Source organism: Massilia sp. IC2-477, from assembly GCF_020707265.1.
In the GTDB taxonomy this organism is placed as follows: domain Bacteria; phylum Pseudomonadota; class Gammaproteobacteria; order Burkholderiales; family Burkholderiaceae_D; genus Telluria.
Genome location: NZ_JAJFEQ010000001.1, coordinates 218,664 through 236,492, shown reverse-complemented (window position 1 = coordinate 236,492; position 17,829 = coordinate 218,664). Strand labels below are relative to the sequence as shown.

17 protein-coding genes are annotated in these 17,829 nt (G+C 65.3%); 7 read left to right on the top strand and 10 right to left on the bottom strand.

Features of this window, described 5'->3' with window-relative positions:
• Positions 1-12: 12 nt before the first annotated feature.
• From LK542_RS01125 to LK542_RS01090, 8 genes are all read right to left on the bottom strand, one after another.
• Entirely contained in the window at positions 13-795 is a 783-nt protein-coding gene (locus tag LK542_RS01125) for a LamG domain-containing protein (protein WP_227810490.1), read from the bottom strand.
• A 144-nt stretch (positions 796-939) separates the two neighbouring features.
• Positions 940-2,178, bottom strand: a complete 1,239-nt coding sequence (locus LK542_RS01120) for a Zn-dependent hydrolase (RefSeq protein WP_227810489.1) — start codon at positions 2,176-2,178, stop codon at positions 940-942.
• Positions 2,179-2,187: 9 nt separating this feature from the next.
• Complete coding sequence (hydA, locus tag LK542_RS01115; protein ID WP_227810488.1) at positions 2,188-3,579, bottom strand: dihydropyrimidinase; 1,392 nt, start codon at positions 3,577-3,579, stop codon at positions 2,188-2,190.
• A gap of 16 nt (positions 3,580-3,595) precedes the next feature.
• Positions 3,596-5,077, bottom strand: a complete 1,482-nt coding sequence (locus LK542_RS01110) for an NCS1 family nucleobase:cation symporter (RefSeq protein ID WP_227800163.1) — start codon at positions 5,075-5,077, stop codon at positions 3,596-3,598.
• Positions 5,078-5,163: 86 nt separating this feature from the next.
• Entirely contained in the window at positions 5,164-6,444 is a 1,281-nt protein-coding gene (gene preA / locus LK542_RS01105; protein ID WP_227810487.1) for an NAD-dependent dihydropyrimidine dehydrogenase subunit PreA, read from the bottom strand.
• Complete coding sequence (locus LK542_RS01100; protein ID WP_227810486.1) at positions 6,432-7,820, bottom strand: NAD(P)-dependent oxidoreductase; 1,389 nt, start codon at positions 7,818-7,820, stop codon at positions 6,432-6,434. The genes preA and LK542_RS01100 overlap by 13 nt, the downstream gene beginning before the upstream one ends.
• A gap of 57 nt (positions 7,821-7,877) precedes the next feature.
• Entirely contained in the window at positions 7,878-9,371 is a 1,494-nt protein-coding gene (locus LK542_RS01095) for a CoA-acylating methylmalonate-semialdehyde dehydrogenase (protein WP_227810485.1), read from the bottom strand.
• 7 nt (positions 9,372-9,378) lie between these two features.
• Positions 9,379-10,695 carry an aspartate aminotransferase family protein gene (locus tag LK542_RS01090; RefSeq protein WP_227810484.1) on the bottom strand — a complete coding sequence of 439 codons (1,317 nt, stop codon included), beginning with the start codon at positions 10,693-10,695 and terminating at the stop codon, positions 9,379-9,381.
• Positions 10,696-11,056: 361 nt separating this feature from the next.
• Between LK542_RS01090 and LK542_RS01085 the strand changes: the two genes are divergently transcribed.
• The 7 genes from LK542_RS01085 (at position 11,057) to LK542_RS01055 (ending at position 16,352) form a co-directional block, all read left to right on the top strand.
• The gene (locus tag LK542_RS01085; RefSeq protein WP_374040104.1) at positions 11,057-12,472 is read left to right on the top strand and encodes a PLP-dependent aminotransferase family protein; all 1,416 of its coding nucleotides are present in this window, start codon (positions 11,057-11,059) and stop codon (positions 12,470-12,472) included.
• A 7-nt stretch (positions 12,473-12,479) separates the two neighbouring features.
• The gene (locus tag LK542_RS01080) at positions 12,480-13,112 is read left to right on the top strand and encodes a TetR/AcrR family transcriptional regulator (protein WP_227810482.1); all 633 of its coding nucleotides are present in this window, start codon (positions 12,480-12,482) and stop codon (positions 13,110-13,112) included.
• Positions 13,113-13,140: 28 nt separating this feature from the next.
• The gene (locus tag LK542_RS01075) at positions 13,141-13,704 is read left to right on the top strand and encodes a GNAT family N-acetyltransferase (protein WP_227810481.1); all 564 of its coding nucleotides are present in this window, start codon (positions 13,141-13,143) and stop codon (positions 13,702-13,704) included.
• 11 nt (positions 13,705-13,715) lie between these two features.
• Entirely contained in the window at positions 13,716-14,318 is a 603-nt protein-coding gene (locus tag LK542_RS01070; RefSeq protein ID WP_227810480.1) for an energy transducer TonB, read from the top strand.
• A gap of 127 nt (positions 14,319-14,445) precedes the next feature.
• Complete coding sequence (locus tag LK542_RS01065) at positions 14,446-14,697, top strand: hypothetical protein (RefSeq protein WP_227810479.1); 252 nt, start codon at positions 14,446-14,448, stop codon at positions 14,695-14,697.
• A gap of 3 nt (positions 14,698-14,700) precedes the next feature.
• On the top strand, positions 14,701-15,591 hold the full coding sequence (locus tag LK542_RS01060; RefSeq protein WP_227810478.1) for a sensor histidine kinase: 891 nt from the start codon (positions 14,701-14,703) through the stop codon (positions 15,589-15,591).
• A complete protein-coding gene (locus tag LK542_RS01055; RefSeq protein ID WP_227810477.1) occupies positions 15,591-16,352 on the top strand; it encodes a LytTR family DNA-binding domain-containing protein in 762 nt (253 codons plus the stop codon). The genes LK542_RS01060 and LK542_RS01055 overlap by 1 nt, the downstream gene beginning before the upstream one ends.
• A gap of 4 nt (positions 16,353-16,356) precedes the next feature.
• Here the strand turns inward: LK542_RS01055 and LK542_RS01050 are convergent, their stop codons facing one another.
• Positions 16,357-17,025, bottom strand: a complete 669-nt coding sequence (locus tag LK542_RS01050) for a DUF2076 family protein (RefSeq protein ID WP_227810476.1) — start codon at positions 17,023-17,025, stop codon at positions 16,357-16,359.
• A 111-nt stretch (positions 17,026-17,136) separates the two neighbouring features.
• The gene (locus LK542_RS01045) at positions 17,137-17,793 is read right to left on the bottom strand and encodes an SH3 domain-containing protein (protein ID WP_227810475.1); all 657 of its coding nucleotides are present in this window, start codon (positions 17,791-17,793) and stop codon (positions 17,137-17,139) included.
• Between the last annotated feature and the right edge of the window lie 36 nt (positions 17,794-17,829).

The window sequence follows — 17,829 nt, the reverse complement described above, 5'->3', positions numbered from 1 at the left end:
TTGGCCTTGCGTTCAAGCCTGGCGGCGACGGCGCGCGACCAGGCCAGCCAGTCCAGCCAGGCCGAGCAGCGCCAGCGAGGTCGGTTCCGGCACGGCGTTGGACCTGATTTCGCGTACCTGGGCGGCGCTCAGCACGCTATCGAAGACTTGCACGTCCGCGATCGAACCCGAGAACCAGTTGATACCGGTGGCCAGGCCGCCGATGGCGAGCAGGTTTTGGTTGGCACGGGTCATGTCTTTCGAAGCGGCAACGACCTTCGAATTGCTCAGCACGCCATCGAGGTAAAGCGACATGGTTCCGGTGTTCATTTGCCAGCTTGCGTTGACCAGGTGCCATTGGTTGTCATTGACGCTGGTGGCGGTGGTGATCGTCGTGTCCGGCCAGCCGATGCCGAAGCCGATCTTGTTGTTCATGAAGCTCAGGCCCCAGTCGGTCGTCACGCCGCCGCGCTCGGCATCGACCAGGCCCATGCCTTCGTACCACTGGGATACACCCTGCGGACTGGTGGCGCCCGTCTTCATCCAGAACGACACGCTGAAGTCGCCGGAAATCGCGGCCATGCTCGTCGAGCGGAGATAGCCACTGCTGTTGAAAACAGCGGCCTTGCCCGTGACGCCAGCCGGCGCGGACGCATAACTGAAGCTGCCGGCCTGTGCCATCGACTTCGGCTTCGAACCGGTGTCGAGGGTGTTGTTATTAAAAATAAAGTGATCGACAGGGATAGGCAATGCGGCGGCGCTGCCCGTGACGGCGACCAGGGCGAGACCTGCGGCGATACTGAGAATATTGCTCATTGCTAAGATTCCTTATCATATATTTACGATAAAGGATTAAAAGCAATATTTATGCCAAGAAAATAATCATGATTTTAATCAAGCACTTGTTGACAGGACGTGGCAACGGCCGCAAGCAAGTGTAAATATTCCCGACAGTAGCATTCAGCTCGCGACGCCGGCCCGCTCGAGCATCGCATGCAGCAGCACGTTGCAGCCGGCTTCCAGGTGGGCCGGCTGGGCGTCCTCGATCTCGTTGTGGCTGATGCCGTCCTTGCAGGGCACGAAGATCATGCCGGAGGGGGCCACGCGCGCGGCATAGATGGCGTCGTGCCCGGCGCCGGACACCACGTCCATGCTCGAATAACCCAGCTTTTCGCTTGCCTTGCGCACCGCGTTCACGCAATCCGGGTGGAAGGGGCAAGGCGGATAGTAGGAGACGCGCTCGATGTCGATGCCCAGGCCGCTCTCGGCGCGCGTCTTCGCAACAAACGCCAGCATCTCTTCATGCATCGTGTTCAGCAAGGCCTCGTTCACGTTGCGCAGGTCGATGCTGAACTTGACCTGGCCCGGGATCACGTTGCGGCTGTTCGGGAAGACCTGCACCATGCCCACCGTCCCGCGGCCATAGGGCGGGTAGCGGTTCGCGATCTGCACCACCTCCTGCATGATGCCGGTCGCGACCTGCAGCGCGTCGCGGCGCAGGCCCATCGGGGTCGGGCCGGCGTGCGCTTCCATGCCCGTCACCGTGCAGTCGTACCAGGACAGGCCCATCACGGCCGGCACCACGCCGATCACCTTGTCGGCGTCTTCCAGTACCGGGCCCTGTTCGATGTGGGTCTCGAAATAGGCGCCGATCGGGTGCTTGCCGGGCACCTCGTCGCCCAGGTAGCCGATGCGTTCCAGTTCGTCGCGCACGCTTTTCCCCTCGACGTCGCGGGCGGCGTAGGCGGTCTCCAGGCTGAAGGCACCGCAGAACACACCGGAACCCATCATCACGGGCACGAAGCGCGATCCCTCTTCGTTGGTCCAGAACGCGACTTCGATCGGCGCCTCGGTCTGGATGTTCAAGTCGTTCAGGGTGCGCACCACTTCCAGCCCGGCCAGCACACCGTAGTTGCCGTCGAACTTGCCGCCGGTCGGCTGGGTGTCGACGTGGCTGCCGGTGACGATCGGGAACAGCGAGGGGTTGCGCCCTTCGCGCCGCATGAAGACGTTGCCGATCTGGTCGACCGTCACTTCCAGGCCCGCCTCGCGTCCCCACTTCACCACCAGGTCGCGGCCCTGGCGGTCCAGGTCCGTCAGGGCCAGGCGCTTGACGCCGCCCTTCTCGGTAGCGCCGATGGCGGCCAGGTCCATCAGCGACTGCCACAGGCGCTCGCCCTTGATCCTCAGTTCGTTCATGGTTTCCTCTCAGGCGGTGGTGGCGGTAAAGGCGGGACGCGGGACGTAGCGGCCGGCGCCGCGTTCGGCGCGCAGCTCGCCACGTTCGAACACCAGCTTGCCGGCGGCCACCGTATGGCTCGGGATGCCGCGCACGCTGCGGCCCTCGAACACGTTGAAGCCACCCTTGGCGAACTGCGTCGCGGCCGAGATAGTGCGGCTGCCGTTCGGATCCCAGACCACGATATCGGCATCCGCCCCGGCCGCGACCAGGCCCTTGCGCGGGTACATGTTGAAGATCTGGGCCGCGTTGGTGGAGGTGACGCGCACGAATTCCGAAGGCGTGAGCAGGCCTGCATTGACGCCCGCATCCCAGATCACCGCCATGCGCTCCTCGACGCCGCCGCAGCCGTTCGGGATCCTGGTGAAATCGTCCTTGCCGGCCGCCTTCTGCTCGGCGCAGAAGGTGCAGTGGTCGGTCGCCGTGGTGTGCAGGTTCCCGCCCTGCAGGCCCTGCCACAGTGCCTGCTGGTGATGGCGGCTGCGGAAGGGTGGGCTCATCACGTGGCCGCGCGTGAAGTCCGGGTCGGGGTGGCGGTAGACGCTGTCGTCGATGACCAGGTGGCCGGCCAGGGCCTCGCCATACACGCGCTGTCCTTTTGCGCGCGCCCGCGTAATCGCCTCCAGCGACTCGGCGCAGGACACGTGCACGATGTAGACCGGCGTGCCGAGCACGTTGGCGATGGCGATCGCGCGGTTGGCGGCTTCCGCCTCGACCTCCGGCGGACGTGACAGCGGGTGCGCTTCGGCGCCGCGGATGCCCTTCTGGAGCAGCTCCTGCTGCAACTGGTAGACCAGTTCGCCGTTCTCCGCATGGACGGTCGGGATCGCGCCGAGTTCCAGCGAGCGGCGGAAGCTTTTCACCAGGGTCTCGTCGTCGGCCATGATCGCGTTCTTGTAGGCCATGAAGTGCTTGAAGCTGTTGACGCCATGCTCGCGCACCAGCACGCCCATCTCTTCATGCACCGATTGATCCCACCAGGTGACGGCGACGTGGAAGGTGTAGTCGCCGGCCGATTTCTCGGCCCAGCCGCGCCAGGTGTGGAAGGCTTCCAACAGCGACTGTTTTGGGTCAGGGATGACGAAGTCGATGATGGTGGTGGTGCCGCCCGCCAGCCCGGCCGCGGTGCCGGTGAAGAAGTCGTCCGCCGTGACCGTCCCCATGAAGGGCAGCTGCATATGGGTGTGGGGATCGATCCCGCCCGGCATCACGTACTGGCCGCCGGCGTCGACGATGGTGGCCCCGCCTGGGGCCTCCAGGTTCTCGCCGACCGCCGCAATCTTGTCGCCCACACAGAGCACGTCGGCGCGGAAGGCCCGGTCGGCGTTCACGACGGTACCGCCACGGATCAGGATCGTCATCAGGTTCTCCCTCGTTTCAGGATTGGTGCGCCGAAAGAAGCGGCACGCGGTGGCCCTTCATCATGGCGCCGTAGACGATGGCCGCGATGGCGACGCCGACGAACCATGCATAGGTATAAATGGTCTTGAACGCCTCGCCCACGTCCGGGAAGGATGCCGGGAAGGCGGCGTTCAGGAAGCCCGGGATGTTGGGCGCCACGCCCAGCACGAAGGCGACGATGGCCGCCATGTTCCAGCCGTTCCGGTACGAATAGATGCCGTCGTCGCGGTACATCTGGTCGACGTCGAGCTTCGTTCTACGCACCAGGTAGTAGTCGACGATCAGGATGCCGGCGATCGGCCCGAGCAGCGCCGAGTAGCCCACCAGCCAGGTGAAGATGTAGTTCTGGGTGGTCTCCAGGATCTTCCAGGGCATCATGACCAGGGCCAGGCCGGCGGTGATGTAGCCGCCCATGCGATAGCTGATGGCGCGCGGCGCCAGTGCGGAAAAATCGTAGGCCGGGCCGACAAGGTTGGCCGCCAGGTTGACGCTGACCGTATCGACCAGCAGCACGATCAGCGCCACCAGCACGGCCGTGCCTTCCATGCGGCTGGCCAGGTCGACCGGGTCCCACAAGGCCTTGCCGTACAGGACCACCGTGGCCGAAGTGACGATCACCGCCAGCGCTGCCAGCAAACCCATCGGCACCGGCAACCCCACGGTCTGGCCGACCACCTGGTCGCGCTGGGTCTTCGCAAAACGGGTGAAGTCGGGGATGTTCAGCGCCAGCGTGGCCCAGAAGCCGATCATGGCGGTGAGCGAAGGCCAGAACACCTGCCAGAACTGGCCCTCCTTCGGCCCGCCGGCAACAAAAGCCGAGGGACGATCGAGCAGCGGGCCGAAGCCGCCGGCGCGCTCGTACACCCACCACAGCAGCACGAAGCAGATCGCGATCTTCAAAGGCGCGGTCCAGGTCTCGAGTTTGCGGATCGATTCGATGCCGTGCACGATGAAGTAGAGCTGGATCGCCCAGAAGGCGAGGAAACAGAGCAGCTGCGCCAGGTTGATGCCCAGGCCCGCGATCGGCTCGCCCCCGATCGGCGCGCCGTTCATCACACCCAGCAGCGTGTAGATCATGCTGCCGCCGAACCAGGTCTGGATGCCGTACCAGCCGCAAGCCACGATGGCGCGCATCAGGGCGGGCAGTTTGGCGCCGCGGGTGCCGAAGGAGGTGCGCGCCAGCACGGCATAGGGAATGCCGTACTTGGTGCCGGCGTGGCCGATCAGCAGCATCGGCACCAGCACGATGGCGTTGGCGAGGAAAACCGTCCACACCGCCTGCCAGGCCGACATGCCCGATTCGATCAGGCTGGCGGACAGCGTATAGGCGGGGATGCACATCACCATGCCGACCCACAGTGCGGCGAAGTGGTACCAGCGCCAGGTGCGCTGCGCGGCCCCGGTGGGGGCCAGGTCGTGGTTCCAGAGTTCGGAGCTTGCGTTGTGTTGCGTCGTCACGTGGGCCTCTCCTGGTCGGTTGCCGATTGTGCAACCGAGTGTAGCGCAATCGTCTGTACAAAGGTGTCGCGTGCGGGGTCGGGTGTTTACACCACTACCGGCTCGGCACGCGGGTTGCGCGGGTCCTGGGTCCAGTTCATGTAAGGCTTGCCGGTTTCCTGCGGCACCATGGTGATGCAGGCCTCCACCGGACAGGTGATTTCGCACAGGTTGCAGCCCACGCACTCGGCCTCCTTCACCTCGTAGCGGCGGTTGCCGACATTGTCCACAGCGCGTGCGATGGCCTGGTGCGAGGTGTCCTCGCAGGCCACGTAGCACTTGCCGCACTTGATGCACTTGTCCTGGTCGATGTGGGCAATCACCTGGTAGTTCATGTCCAGGTACTTCCAGTCGGTAGTGTTCTGCACCGCCTTGCGCGAGAAGGCGGCGATGTTCGCGTAACCCTGGCTGTCCATCCAGCGCGACAGGCCATCCTTCATCTCTTCGACGATGCGGAAGCCGTGCAGCATGGCGGCCGTGCAGACCTGCACGCTGCCGGCGCCGAGCGCGATGAATTCGGCCGCGTCGCGCCAGCTGCCGATGCCGCCGATGCCGGAGATCGGGAGATTGCGGGTTTGCGGGTCGCGCGCGATCTCGGCCACCATGTTGAGCGCGATCGGCTTGACCGCCGAGCCGCAGTAGCCGCCGTGGGTGCTGGCCCCGCCCACGATCGGAAAGGCCACCATGCGGTCGAGGTCGAGGTGGGTGATCGAATTGACCGTATTGATCAGGGAGACCGCATCCGCCCCGCCGGCCAGCGCCGCGCGCGCCGGGTGGCGCACGTCGGTGATGTTGGGCGTGAGCTTGACGATCACCGGCAGGCGCGTGTGCTTCTTGCACCAGCTGGTGACCATCTGGACGTAGTCCGGCACCTGGCCCACGGCCGCGCCCATGCCGCGCTCGGGCATCCCGTGCGGGCACCCGAAATTCAGCTCGATGCCGTCGGCGCCGGTGGCTTCCACCAGCGGCAGGATCGCCGCCCACGGCGCCTCTTCGCAAGGCAGCATCAGGGACACGATCACGGCGCGGTCCGGCCAGTCCTTCTTGACCTGGGTGATCTCTTCCAGGTTGATGGCCAGGCTGCGATCGGTGATCAGCTCGATGTTGTTGAAGCCGATGACTTCGCGGTTCTTGCCGTAGTGGGCCGAGTAGCGCGAAGAGACATTCACCGCCGGCGGGTCTTCGCCCAGGGTCTTCCACACCACCCCGCCCCACCCCGCCTCGAAGGCGCGCACGACGTTGTAGGCCTTGTCGGTGGGCGGCGCGGAGGCCAGCCAGAACGGGTTCGGACTCTTGATGCCGCAGAAATCGATGCTCAGGTCTGCCATGCTGCCTCCATAGTGGTGCCGATATGCGCCTGGATGTCCTGGTGGATGCACAGGGCCGCCAGCTTGCCGTGCTGGACCGCCTGCACGGTCAGGTCCTGGCCCGGCGCCACGCAGTCGCCGCCCGCATAGATGCCGGGGATCGCGGTGCGGAAACGCTCATCGATCCGGAGTCGGTCGCCCTCGCGCGACAGTTCCCGTGCCAGCGGTTCGACCAGGCCGTCTTCGCTCATGCTCTGCCCAATGGCCTTGAACACGGCGTCGGCCGCGATCTCGATGTAGCCGCCGGTACGCACCAGGCGGCCCTCTTCCATGCGGGTCTGCTCGAAGCGCATGCCGGATACCCGGCCCGCCTCGTCCAGCAGCACCTCGAGCGGCGCGGCCCAGGTGCGGATGCGCACGTAGTTCGCCTTGGCGATCTCGATCTCGTGGCCGGTGGCGCTCATCGACTCCAGGCCGCGGCGGTAGACCAGGGTCACGTCTTCGGCTCCCAGGCGCTTGATCTGCACCGCCATGTCGATCGCCGTGTTGCCGGCGCCGATCACGACCGCGCGGCGCGGCACCGGCAAGGTGGACAGGTCGCTGGCCTGGCGCAGCGCGGCGATGTAGTCGATCGCCGCCATCAGGCCAGGAGCGTCTTCGCCGGTCAGGCCGAGTGCGCGGCTGGCCTGCAAACCGATACCCAGGAAGACCGCGTCATAGCGGGTGTGCAGCTCGGCCAGGCTGAGGTTCTCGCCCAGCTTGCGGCCGTATTCGATGTGGATGCCGCCGATCGACATCAGGAAGTCCACTTCGCGCTGGGCAAAGTCGCCCGGCAGCTTGTATTTGGCGATCCCGTATTCGTTCAGGCCACCGGCTTTCGGGCGCGCCTCATAGACCACCACGTCGTTGCCCAGCATGGCCAGGCGGTGCGCGCAGGACAGGCCGGCCGGGCCGGCGCCGACCACGGCGATCACCTTGCCGGTGGCGGGAGCCCGCTGGAAGGGATGGCCGGCGAAACTGGCATTGTCGATTGCGTAGCGCTGCAGCAGGCCGATGCGCACCGGCTCGCGCTCGGCCGGGTTGTTGCGTACGCAGGCATGCTCGCACAGGATCTCGGTCGGGCACACCCGGGCGCAGCTGCCCCCGAAGATGTTGGCCTTCAGGATGCCGTGGGCGGCGCCATCGATGTTCCCGTCGTGGATGTTCTTGATGAAGCTGGCGACGTCGATGCCGGTCGGGCAGGCGTTCATGCAGGGGGCGTCGTAGCAGTACAGGCAGCGCGCCGCCTCGACGGCGGCCTGGCGGGCCGTGAGGGGCGGCGCCAGGTCGGTGAACTGCAGGGCGAGCTCGCCGTTCGACCCCGCCGCGGGCGGCAGGTGCTGGAGTGATTCGATCATGTGCATCCCTTCTTGTTGTTGGTCGACGACATGCTGCTGCACCCCACGGGTGCCGAATTACTTCATCTGCGGGAAAGCGAACTCCGGCCCGCTGCTGGCAGTATTGGGCCAGCGCTCCATCACCGCCTTGTGGCGGGTATAGAAGCGCACGCCTTCGGGACCGTAGGCATGATGGTCGCCGAACAGGCTGCGCTTCCAGCCGCCGAAGCTGTTGAAGGCCATCGGTACCGGCAGCGGCACGTTCACGCCCACCATGCCGACTTCGATCTGGCGCACGAACTCGCGCGCCACGCCACCGTCGCGCGTGAAGATGGCCACGCCATTGCCGTATTCGTTGGCGTTGATGAGTTCCACCGCCCGGCCCACGTCCGGCAGGCGCACCACGCACAGCACCGGGCCGAAGATCTCTTCCTGGTAGATTGTCATGTCGGGCGTGACATGGTCGAACAGGGTGCCGCCGACAAAGAAGCCGTTCGGGCAGCCGTCCACGCGGCAGCCGCGGCCGTCCACCACCAGCGTCGCGCCCTGCTCCACCCCTTGGCCGATCAGGCGCTCGATGCGTTCCTTGGCGGCGCTGGTGACCACCGGCCCCATCTCCGCCCCCTCGGCCATGCCGTCGTTGATCTTGAGCGTCGCGGTGCGCTCGGCCAGTGCGGCGACCAGCCGGTCGCCGGCGTCGCCGATGGCCACCGCCACCGAGATCGCCATGCAGCGCTCGCCGGCCGAACCGTAGGCCGCGCCGATCAGGGCGTCGACCGCCATGTCCATGTCGGCGTCCGGCATCACCACCATGTGGTTCTTGGCGCCGCCCAGGGCCTGCACGCGCTTGCCCTTGGCCGAGCCACGGGAATAGATGTACTCGGCGATCGGCGTCGAGCCCACGAAACTGATGGCCTGGACGTCCGGATGGTCGAGCAGCGCATCGACCGCCACCTTGTCGCCCTGGACCACGTTGAACACACCGTCAGGGAGGCCGGCCTCCTGCAGCAGCCGGGCATGCAGCAGCGAAGGCGAGGGATCGCGTTCGGAAGGTTTCAGCACGAAGGTGTTCCCGCACGCCAGCGCAATAGGGAACATCCACATCGGCACCATCACCGGGAAGTTGAACGGGGTGATGCCGGCCACCACGCCGAGCGGCTGGCGCATCGACCAGGCGTCGATGCCGCGCGCGATCTGGTCGGTGAACTCCCCTTTGAGCATCTGCGGGATGCCCACCGCGAATTCCACCACCTCGATGCCGCGCGCGACTTCGCCCTGGGCGTCCGCGAAGGTCTTGCCATGCTCGCGCACGACCATCTTCGCGAAATCGTCGGTGTGCTGCTGGCACAGCTGCAGGTACTTGAACAGGATGCGTGCGCGCGCCAGTGGCGGCGTGGCAGCCCAGGCCGGGAAGGCAGCCTGCGCGGCGCAGACCGCGGCGTCAACGTCACCCGTCTCGGCCAGCGCCAGCCGGGCGCGGGGCTCGCCGCGTGCCGGATTGTAGACGTCGGCCTGGCGCGTGCCGTTCCCTTGCGTCGGCTGGCCGTTGATGAAATGCGAAATAATGTCCATGAGAGATTCAGTCCAGGTTCTTGAGTACGGTGGCGAGCTTGCCGAACAATTCGTCGATGTGCTGCTTGTTCAGGACCAGCGGCGGCGACAGCGCGATGATGTCGCCCGTCACGCGGATCAGGATGCCGTCCGCAAACGCCTTCTTGAAGGCGCTGTAGGCGCGCGCGCCCGGCTTACCGGCGATGGGTTCGAGTTCGATGCCCGCGACTAGGCCGATGGAGCGCAGGTCGATCACGTGCGGCAGGCCGCGCAGGGAATGCAGCGCGTCCTCGAAGTACGTTTGCAGCGCCTTTGCGTTGTCGATGATGCCCTGCTCGCGGAACACCTCGAGCGTGGCGATCGCCGCCGCGCAGGCCAGCGGATGGCCGGAATAGGTATAGCCGTGGAATAGCTCGATACCGGCCGGCGCCTCCATGAAGGCGTCGTGGATGAAACGCTTGGTGAACACGGCGCCCATCGGCACCACGCCGTTGGTCAGCCCCTTCGCCGTGGTCATCATGTCGGGCTCGACGCCGAAATAGTCGCTGGCGAAGGGCGTACACAGGCGGCCGAAGCCGGTGATGACTTCGTCGAAGATGAGCAAGATGCCATGCTTGTCGCAGATCTCGCGCAGGCGCTTCAGGTAACCCTTGGGCGGCACCAGCACGCCGGTGGAGCCGGACACCGGTTCGATGATCACGGCGGCGATGGTGGAGGCATCGTGCAGCGTGACCAGGCGTTCGAGTTCGTCGGCCAGCTCCACGCCGAAGTCCGGCTCGCCGCGCGAGAAGGCGTTCTTCAACAGGTTGTGCGTGTGCGGCAGGTGGTCGACGCCCGGCAGCAGCGGACCGAAGCTCTTGCGGTTGTTGCCGATGCCGCCCACCGACAGGCCGCCGAAGCCGACCCCGTGGTAGCCGCGCTCGCGCCCGATCAGGCGGGTGCGCCCGCCCTCGCCGCGGGCCTTGTGATAGGCCAGCGCCATCTTCAGGGCGGTATCCACCGCTTCGGAACCGGAATTCGTATAGAACACGTGGCCGAACTTGTGGCCGGTGTAGTCCATCAGCCCCTCGGCCAGGTCGAAGGCGGCCGGGTGGCCCATCTGGAAGGTGGGTGCGAAGTCGAGCTGGCCCACCATTTCGCTGACGGCCTGGGTGATGCGCGGCTGGGCGTGGCCACAGGGCACGCACCAGAGGCCGGCGGTGCCGTCGAGCACGCTGTTGCCGTCCACATCCTTGTAGTACATCCCATCGGCAGATACCAGCAGGCGCGGATTGGCCTTGAAGTCGCGGTTATTGGTGAAGGGCATCCAAAACGACGACATCGACTTGGGCTTGGACTCGTTCATGCGTCTCTCCCCGCCATGACGGCGAAAAATTTTTACCAGTTGGCAAAATATTGATCAATAATAGTCAGCAAGGCAACACCGGCACAGATACACCAAGGGCAAAACCGACCAACCGTACAGGCGACGCGGCCTGTACAGTCCGGGCGCCTCGAAAAACCTGCTGCGCGTTGCACTGGCGGTCTGCGATGCTCGCTGTACTCCTCGTACAGCTGCGCTTCTCGACCACCATTGCTGCCGCTCGCGACGGTTTTTCGAGGCGCCCTTCAACCCCGTGGATGGAGTGGTGGCGATGGAAGAAGCTGTGTTAACAGAGGTCATTCCTTGTAAAACCTTGCGATCTGCCGCCAGTATGGCACCCGGTGTGGCGTGGCCACTACTCGGTATCGACCGGAACCGGCGCGGCAGCCTGGTCGACCAGATCGTCGCGACTATCTCGACGATGGTAAACGAGCGCCAGCTCGGTGCCGGTACGAAAATGCCCTCGGTTAGACAATTCGCAAAGTGCAATGGCGTCAGCACATTCACGGTGGTCGAAGCCTATGAGCGCCTGCTGCAGCTGGGGCTGCTTTCCTCGCGCCGTGGGTCAGGTTTCTTCGTGGCGCGCAGCCTGCCCCAGGCGCCGTGCGCACCAGCTGCCAGCCAGCCCAGCCTGCAATCCGAGATCGACGCCCTCGCCCCCGACCTGTACAGCGGCCAGGCTGAAACCCTGCCGGTGGGCGCCGGCTGGCTGCCGCCCGAGTGGTATGGCGAAAACACGATCCTGGACGCCGTGCGCCACGCCATGAAGATTCCGGCCAGCCGCCTGCGCGGCTATGGCCACCCGCTCGGCTTTCCCTCGCTGCGCCAGCACCTGGCCGCCACCCTGTCGAGCGAGCTGTTCCCCGTCGAGCCCGACCAGCTGCTGCTCACCAACGGCGCCACCCACGCCTTCGACCTGGTGCTGCGCACGCTGACGCGCCCTGGCGACGTGGTGCTAGTCGAAGATCCCGGCTACAGCAACCTGCTGTCGCTGGTGCGCCACCACGGCTGCATCCCGGTCGGGATCGCGCGCGGCGAAGCCGGCCTGGACATGGAAGAGCTGGCGCGCCAGGCCGCGCTGCTGCATCCGAAACTCATGTTCGTCAACACGGTGCTGCAGAATCCGCTCGGCACCTCGCTCTCGCAGGCCCAGGCGCACCGGCTCCTGGGGCTGGCCGAGCAGTTCGATTTCTGGCTGGTGGAAGACGACATCTACCGCGAACTGGCGCAGCCCGGCGAGGCCTCGCTGGCGGCGATGGACGGCTTGCGCCGCGTGATCCGGGTCGGCAGCTTTTCCAAGACCCTGTCGCCGGTGCTGCGCGTGGGTTCGCTGTGCGCCTCGCGCTCCCTGGTGCCGGAACTGCTGCGCGTGAAGATGGTGGCGGGCCTGACCACATCCGAGATCAACGAGCGCGCCGTATTCCACGCCATCGGCACGCGCGGCTACCGCCGCATGGTCGAGCGCCTGGCGAGCCAGCTCGATGACGCCCGCGAGCGCACCCTGGACGCCCTGCGCGGACTGGGCATGGCGCCGCTGGCGCAGCCGCGCGGCGGCATGTTCGTCAGCGCCGGCTGGGACGATCTCCCGACGGCCGCACGCAATGGCCGCACGATCGCCGACGCCGCCCTGAAGTGCGGCATCCTGCTGGCGCCTGGCGAGTTCTTCACCCAGCGCGAAGCGCAGGGCATCTGGTTCCGTTTCAACGCCGCCTACGCGGCCAACCCGCAACTGCTCGAGTTTTTGCGCGCCCAGCGCTGAGGACAGCATGGACATTCACGTCAACGACAGCAGCACGCGCCGCGACAAGCTGGAAAACGCGATCCTCGGCGCCGCCACTCGCCTGTTCGCCGAGTGCGGCTTCGAAGGCACCAGCATCGCCGCCGTCGCCGAGCGGGCCGGCATCTCGAAGCAGAACCTGCTCTACTACTTCCCGACCAAGAACGCCCTGTACCAGCGCGTGCTGGACGACGTGCTGGACGACTGGCTCGAGCGCATGGCCCACCTGGCCGATCCAGCCGCCGAACCCGCCGACGTGCTGCGCGCCTATGTGGCGGCCAAGCTGCGCTTCTCGCGCGAGCAGCCCTGGGCCTCGCGCGTGTATGCGATGGAAGTCATCGGCGGCGCCAAGTTCTACGGCGACCAGATCCGCGCACGCGTGGTACCGCTGCTGCGCCGCGACATCGAGGTGTTCGAGGGCTGGATGGCAGACGGCCGCATCGCCCGCGTCGACGCCACCCACCTGCTGTTCGCGCTGTGGGCCATGACCCAGTCCTACGCCGATTTCTCGGCCCAGATGGCGCTGGTGCTCGACAAGCCGGAACTGGACGCGGGCGACTTCGAGCATGCGCAGCAGCTGATCGGCGACATGGTGGTGCGGGCGGTGGTCACATCTGTCTGAGCTCGGCGGCAGTGCTATCATCTTCGTCATGTCGAGCTACCCAACCCCCATCCTGACTACCAGCCGGCTCACCCTACGTCCCATGACGATGGAGGATGCCGCCGACCTGTTCGCCGTGTTTTCCGACCCGGCGGTGGTGCGCTACTGGAGCGCTCCGACCTGGACGTCGATCGCGTTCGCCGAACAGAACATCGAGCGCGCGCTCGAGAGCTACCGCGAACAGTCCGAGGTGCGTTTCGGAATCGAGCTTGCCGAAACCGGACAGCTGATCGGCACCGCCAATCTGCACCATTTCTTCCCGCAGAACCGGCGCTGCGAAATCGGCTACGCCCTCGGCAGCGCCTATTGGGGCAAGGGCTTCGCAAGCGAAGCGCTGGAAGCGGCCATCGATTACGCCTTCCACGAACTGCGTCTGAACCGCATCGAAGCCGACATCGACCCGCGCAACGCCGCCTCGGCGGGCGTGCTGGAACGGATGGGCTTTCGCAAGGAAGGCTACATGCCCGAGCGCTGGTTCGTGCATGGCGAGATGGCCGACACGATCAACTATGGACTGTTGCGCAGCTACTGGGACGAACGCGGCCGCCGCTAGGGCGACACCTCATGAAAGACTTCGCTCTCGCCCTGCTGGCTGTTGCGGCCCTCCCCTGTGCTTCGGCTCAGATGATGGAAGGCGACACGGTGGTGTACCCAAGGGACGCCGCCTATCCCGCCGGCCTGGCTGAGCGCGGCGTGCAGGGCCGCGCCGTGGTGCGCGTCACGGTCAGCCCGGCAGGCAAGGCCGCCGCCGCCGCGATCACCGAGTCCTCGCGTTCGCCTGAACTGGACAAGGCCGCGCTGGCGCTGGCCCGCAGCTTTCCGTACACGCCGCCACAACCGAACGTGGCGCCGGCACAAGTCCTGGTGCCGATCCGCTTCAGCAAGGACAGCATGGCTGACCTGCCGCGCAAGACCTGCGCGGATTTCAATATCGACAAAGCCTGGTTCATGGCCACCTTCCCCGAGCTGCAAGCCAGCGACATGGAGGTAGTGAAGATGGCAAGGGATGCGCTGATCTTCACCCTGCCCGGACCACAGCAGATGCCCTACGCGCAACACAGCAGCGCCGTCGCGGCCACCGCCATTGCCGCATGCGCAACACAGCCTCGGGAAACCCTGTTCGGCAAGATGCAGCGCGAAGCAGCGAAGCTCCCTCCAAAGCAATAAGGGCCCGACCGTTTATCGGCCCTTCTTACCGTCAAAACCGGGATTTCGACCGTTCGTCGGATTGCCATGGCGCATTGCAGGCTGCAGGCCTACAGTGGCGTCATCGACTCAACCGAAGGACGCACACATGAAAACCTCCCGCTTCGATTCGTTCACGACCGACTTGAAAGACATCGCCCGCAAGACCAACCGCGCCTTGCGCACCGGCGCCCGCACGCTGGCGGCCCTGCCCTGGCCCTCGCTGCTGGCGGTCTCGATCGGCCTGGCGCTGATCCTGAGCATCGTCCCGCTCGCGCTCACCCTGTTCGTTGGCTTCCTGCTGCTGAAATTCGTCGCCGCGGCCCTGTTCGGCCGCCGTCCGGCCCAAATCGTGGAGTAAGCCATGGTCGCCGCCCCGATCAACCGCGCACTCGACTTCGTGCGCGAGGCCGTCAGCGAAGCCAGCGCCCTGTGGTGGGGCTTCTTCGACTGGCTGGCCCTGGTCGAGTGGCGCAAGCTGTACGTGACCTGGTTCCTGGCTTTCGTCTTCGGCATCTCATTCAACCTGACCGAACCGGCGGTGTGGTTCATCCTGCTGTCCTTCGGTGTCAAGGTCCTGGCCGGCGGCAAGCGCCGCGCCGAGCTGACGGCACGCGAAGCGTCCGACAAGGCCAATGTGGCCACCCTGGAGCGCCGCCTGATGGAAGCGAAGATGGCGACGCTGCAGGCCCAGGTCGAACCGCACTTCCTGTTCAACACGTTGGCGCTGATCGGCCAGCTGATCGAAACCGACCCGAAGGAAGCGGCGCGCGTTCACGCGCACCTGATCGAATACCTGCGCTCCTCGCTGCCGCAGATGCGCGCAGGTGGCGGCGGCACGCTCGGCAAGCAGGTCGAACTGTCGCGCGCCTACCTGGCGATCATGCAGGCGCGCATGAAGGAACGCCTGACGGTGCGCTTCGAGGTGCCGGACTTCCTCGGCAGCTCGCCCTTCCCGCCGATGATGCTGCAGACCCTGATCGAAAACTCGATCAAGCATGGCCTGGAGCCGAAGGTGGCCGGCGGCACCATCACGGTGCGCGCCCACGTCGAAGTCGCCACGCTGCACGTCGACGTGTGCGACGACGGCATCGGCATCGACGTCCATGCCGACGAAGGCGTGGGCCTGGCCAACATCCGCGAGCGCCTGGCCCTGCTGTACGGGAAGGATGCCGAACTGGTGATCGAAATGCCGCCGGGCGGCGGCGCCTGCGCCTCGATCCGCCTGCCCTACCGCATGACGGAGTTCGACTGATGACTGTCACTGCCCTGATTGCCGATGACGAAGCGCCGCTGCGCGACCAGCTGCGCGCACGCCTGCACGAAGCCTGGCCCGAATTGCGCATCGTGGCGGAAGCAGCCAATGGCGCGGAAGCGCTGGCGCTGGCCGCGCAGCACAAGCCTGACATCGCTTTTCTTGACATCCGGATGCCGGGCATGGGCGGCATCGACGCCGCGCGCCAGCTCTACGACCGCTGCCACATCGTGTTCGCCACCGCCTACGACCAGTACGCGCTCGACGCTTTCGAGCAGGGCGCGATCGACTATCTGCTCAAACCGGTGACGCCGGCGCGCCTGCAGACCACCTGCGAACGGCTGCGCACGCGCCTGAACCGCAAACCGCAGGACATCGGCGCGCAGCTGCTCGAGCTGGGCACGCTGCTCAAGCAGGGCGGCGCGGCCAAGCCGAATTACCTGCGCTGGATCCAGGCCCAGGTGGGCGGCAGCCTGCGCATGGTCAGCACGCGCGAGATCCTGTATTTCCAGGCCGACGACAAGTACACCTGCGTGCAGACCGCCACCACCCAGCTCCTGATCCGCAAGACGCTCAAGGAACTGGCGGACGAGCTGGACCCGGACGAATTCTGGCGCATTCACCGCTCGACTCTGGTACGGGTCGATGCCATCGCCGAGGTTTACCGCGACCTGCGCGGCCGGCAGATGTGCAGGCTGCGCGACTTCCCGGGCGAGCTGGAGGTGAGCCGCAATCACGGCCACCTGTTCCAGCAGATGTAAGGGTTCAGCCGAACAGGCCTTCGTCAGAACCGTCGCCGTCGAAGAAGCCGCCGCTACCTTCGGAACCGAGGTCGTCGGCGAGCAGACTGTCGCCGCCGCCGATGTCGCCCAGGCCGGCCTGGTCGGCCAGCGAACTGCCGGACAGGTCGCCGCCGCTCAAGCTCTCCCCGCCCAGCAGATGGGCGCCGCCTGCGTTGCCGTCGTGGTCATGGAACAGGTTGTCGAGACCGTGGAACAGGAAGCTGCCCGCTGCCACGCCCGCCGCCGTCGCCGCGATCGACCCGAGCAGCCCGCCGCCTCCCCCACCGCGCAGGAAACCACCCATGCCGCGGCTCATCGAGCCCGGCATGGCGTGCTGGTAATGCATGTGGTGGGATTGCGGATGGCTGACCTGGCGCCGGCTGCCCCAGGAATACGGGTCGAGGAAGCCGCCGCCGCTGCTCTGGTTCTGATGCTGGTGCAGCTGGTTTTCGAGCGCGGCAATCTGGGCGCGGGCGCTGTCCAATGCCTGATCCATCAGCAGCGCACGCTGGACCAGCAGGTAGGCGGCATCGGGCTGCTGCGCAACTGCACGCTGGATGAGCGCGTCGGCTTCAGGGTCTTTCTGGATGCCTCGGGCCTGGATGAGCTGGCCGAGGAAGTCATGCAGTTTTTGAATGTCGGATGGGCTCATGGTGGCGCTCCTCATCGAAAAAGTGGTCACTTCTGCATGTTGTGTGCTTGGCAGCGATTTCAAGGCCAACGCACTAGGATGGGCGATAACCGGAGAGAGCCGTCGAGGTGCTTACGGCTGAACCGTATCAGACTTTCTGATCCATCCCATAGTCTCCCTTTTCCCATTGTCGTATCGAACAAAATACCAGTCAGGCCGTTCTTTATACACGTAGACTACGTCGCCTCGGACCAAGTACGCGTTCTTCAATAAAGTACTCACAGGTTCACCGTAGAGCTTAGCTTTTTTCGTGCTGATCACATATACACCGATCCAGTCGCCGGAATTCTGAACGTTCATACTTACAACGAATTCGTCTCCGATTTCTCGCTCCGGCGAAGCGAGCACAAAAGGAAGAATCCAGTCACATTCGCCGCCTAACGATTCTGTATGGAACTTCAAAACAGGCTCATTCCTTTCTATTTTGATAGAAGTTCGCTGGTCGGATTGAGGCGCGTCTTCGCGCACCCTTGTTCCTGCTAAATATTTCACCGACAATTCATTTGCACTACCTTTGAATGCCATCTTGCACTCATCCGTCCTTCCAGGAGCTGTCCTGAGTGCTACCAGATAGCCACTAATGACTTTGGTTGTTGGGTTGAACCCATATGCCAAGAATGGGTTATCCAAGAAATCCCCTTTCGCGGAGCCGGGAAACCCTGACGCGAATGCTTGAGCGCCGGTACACGAAATAAGTATTGCAATGCTTAATGATCCAAGGTTATTCATCTCTTCTCTGCCTGCGATTTCAGTTCGTCCATCCAA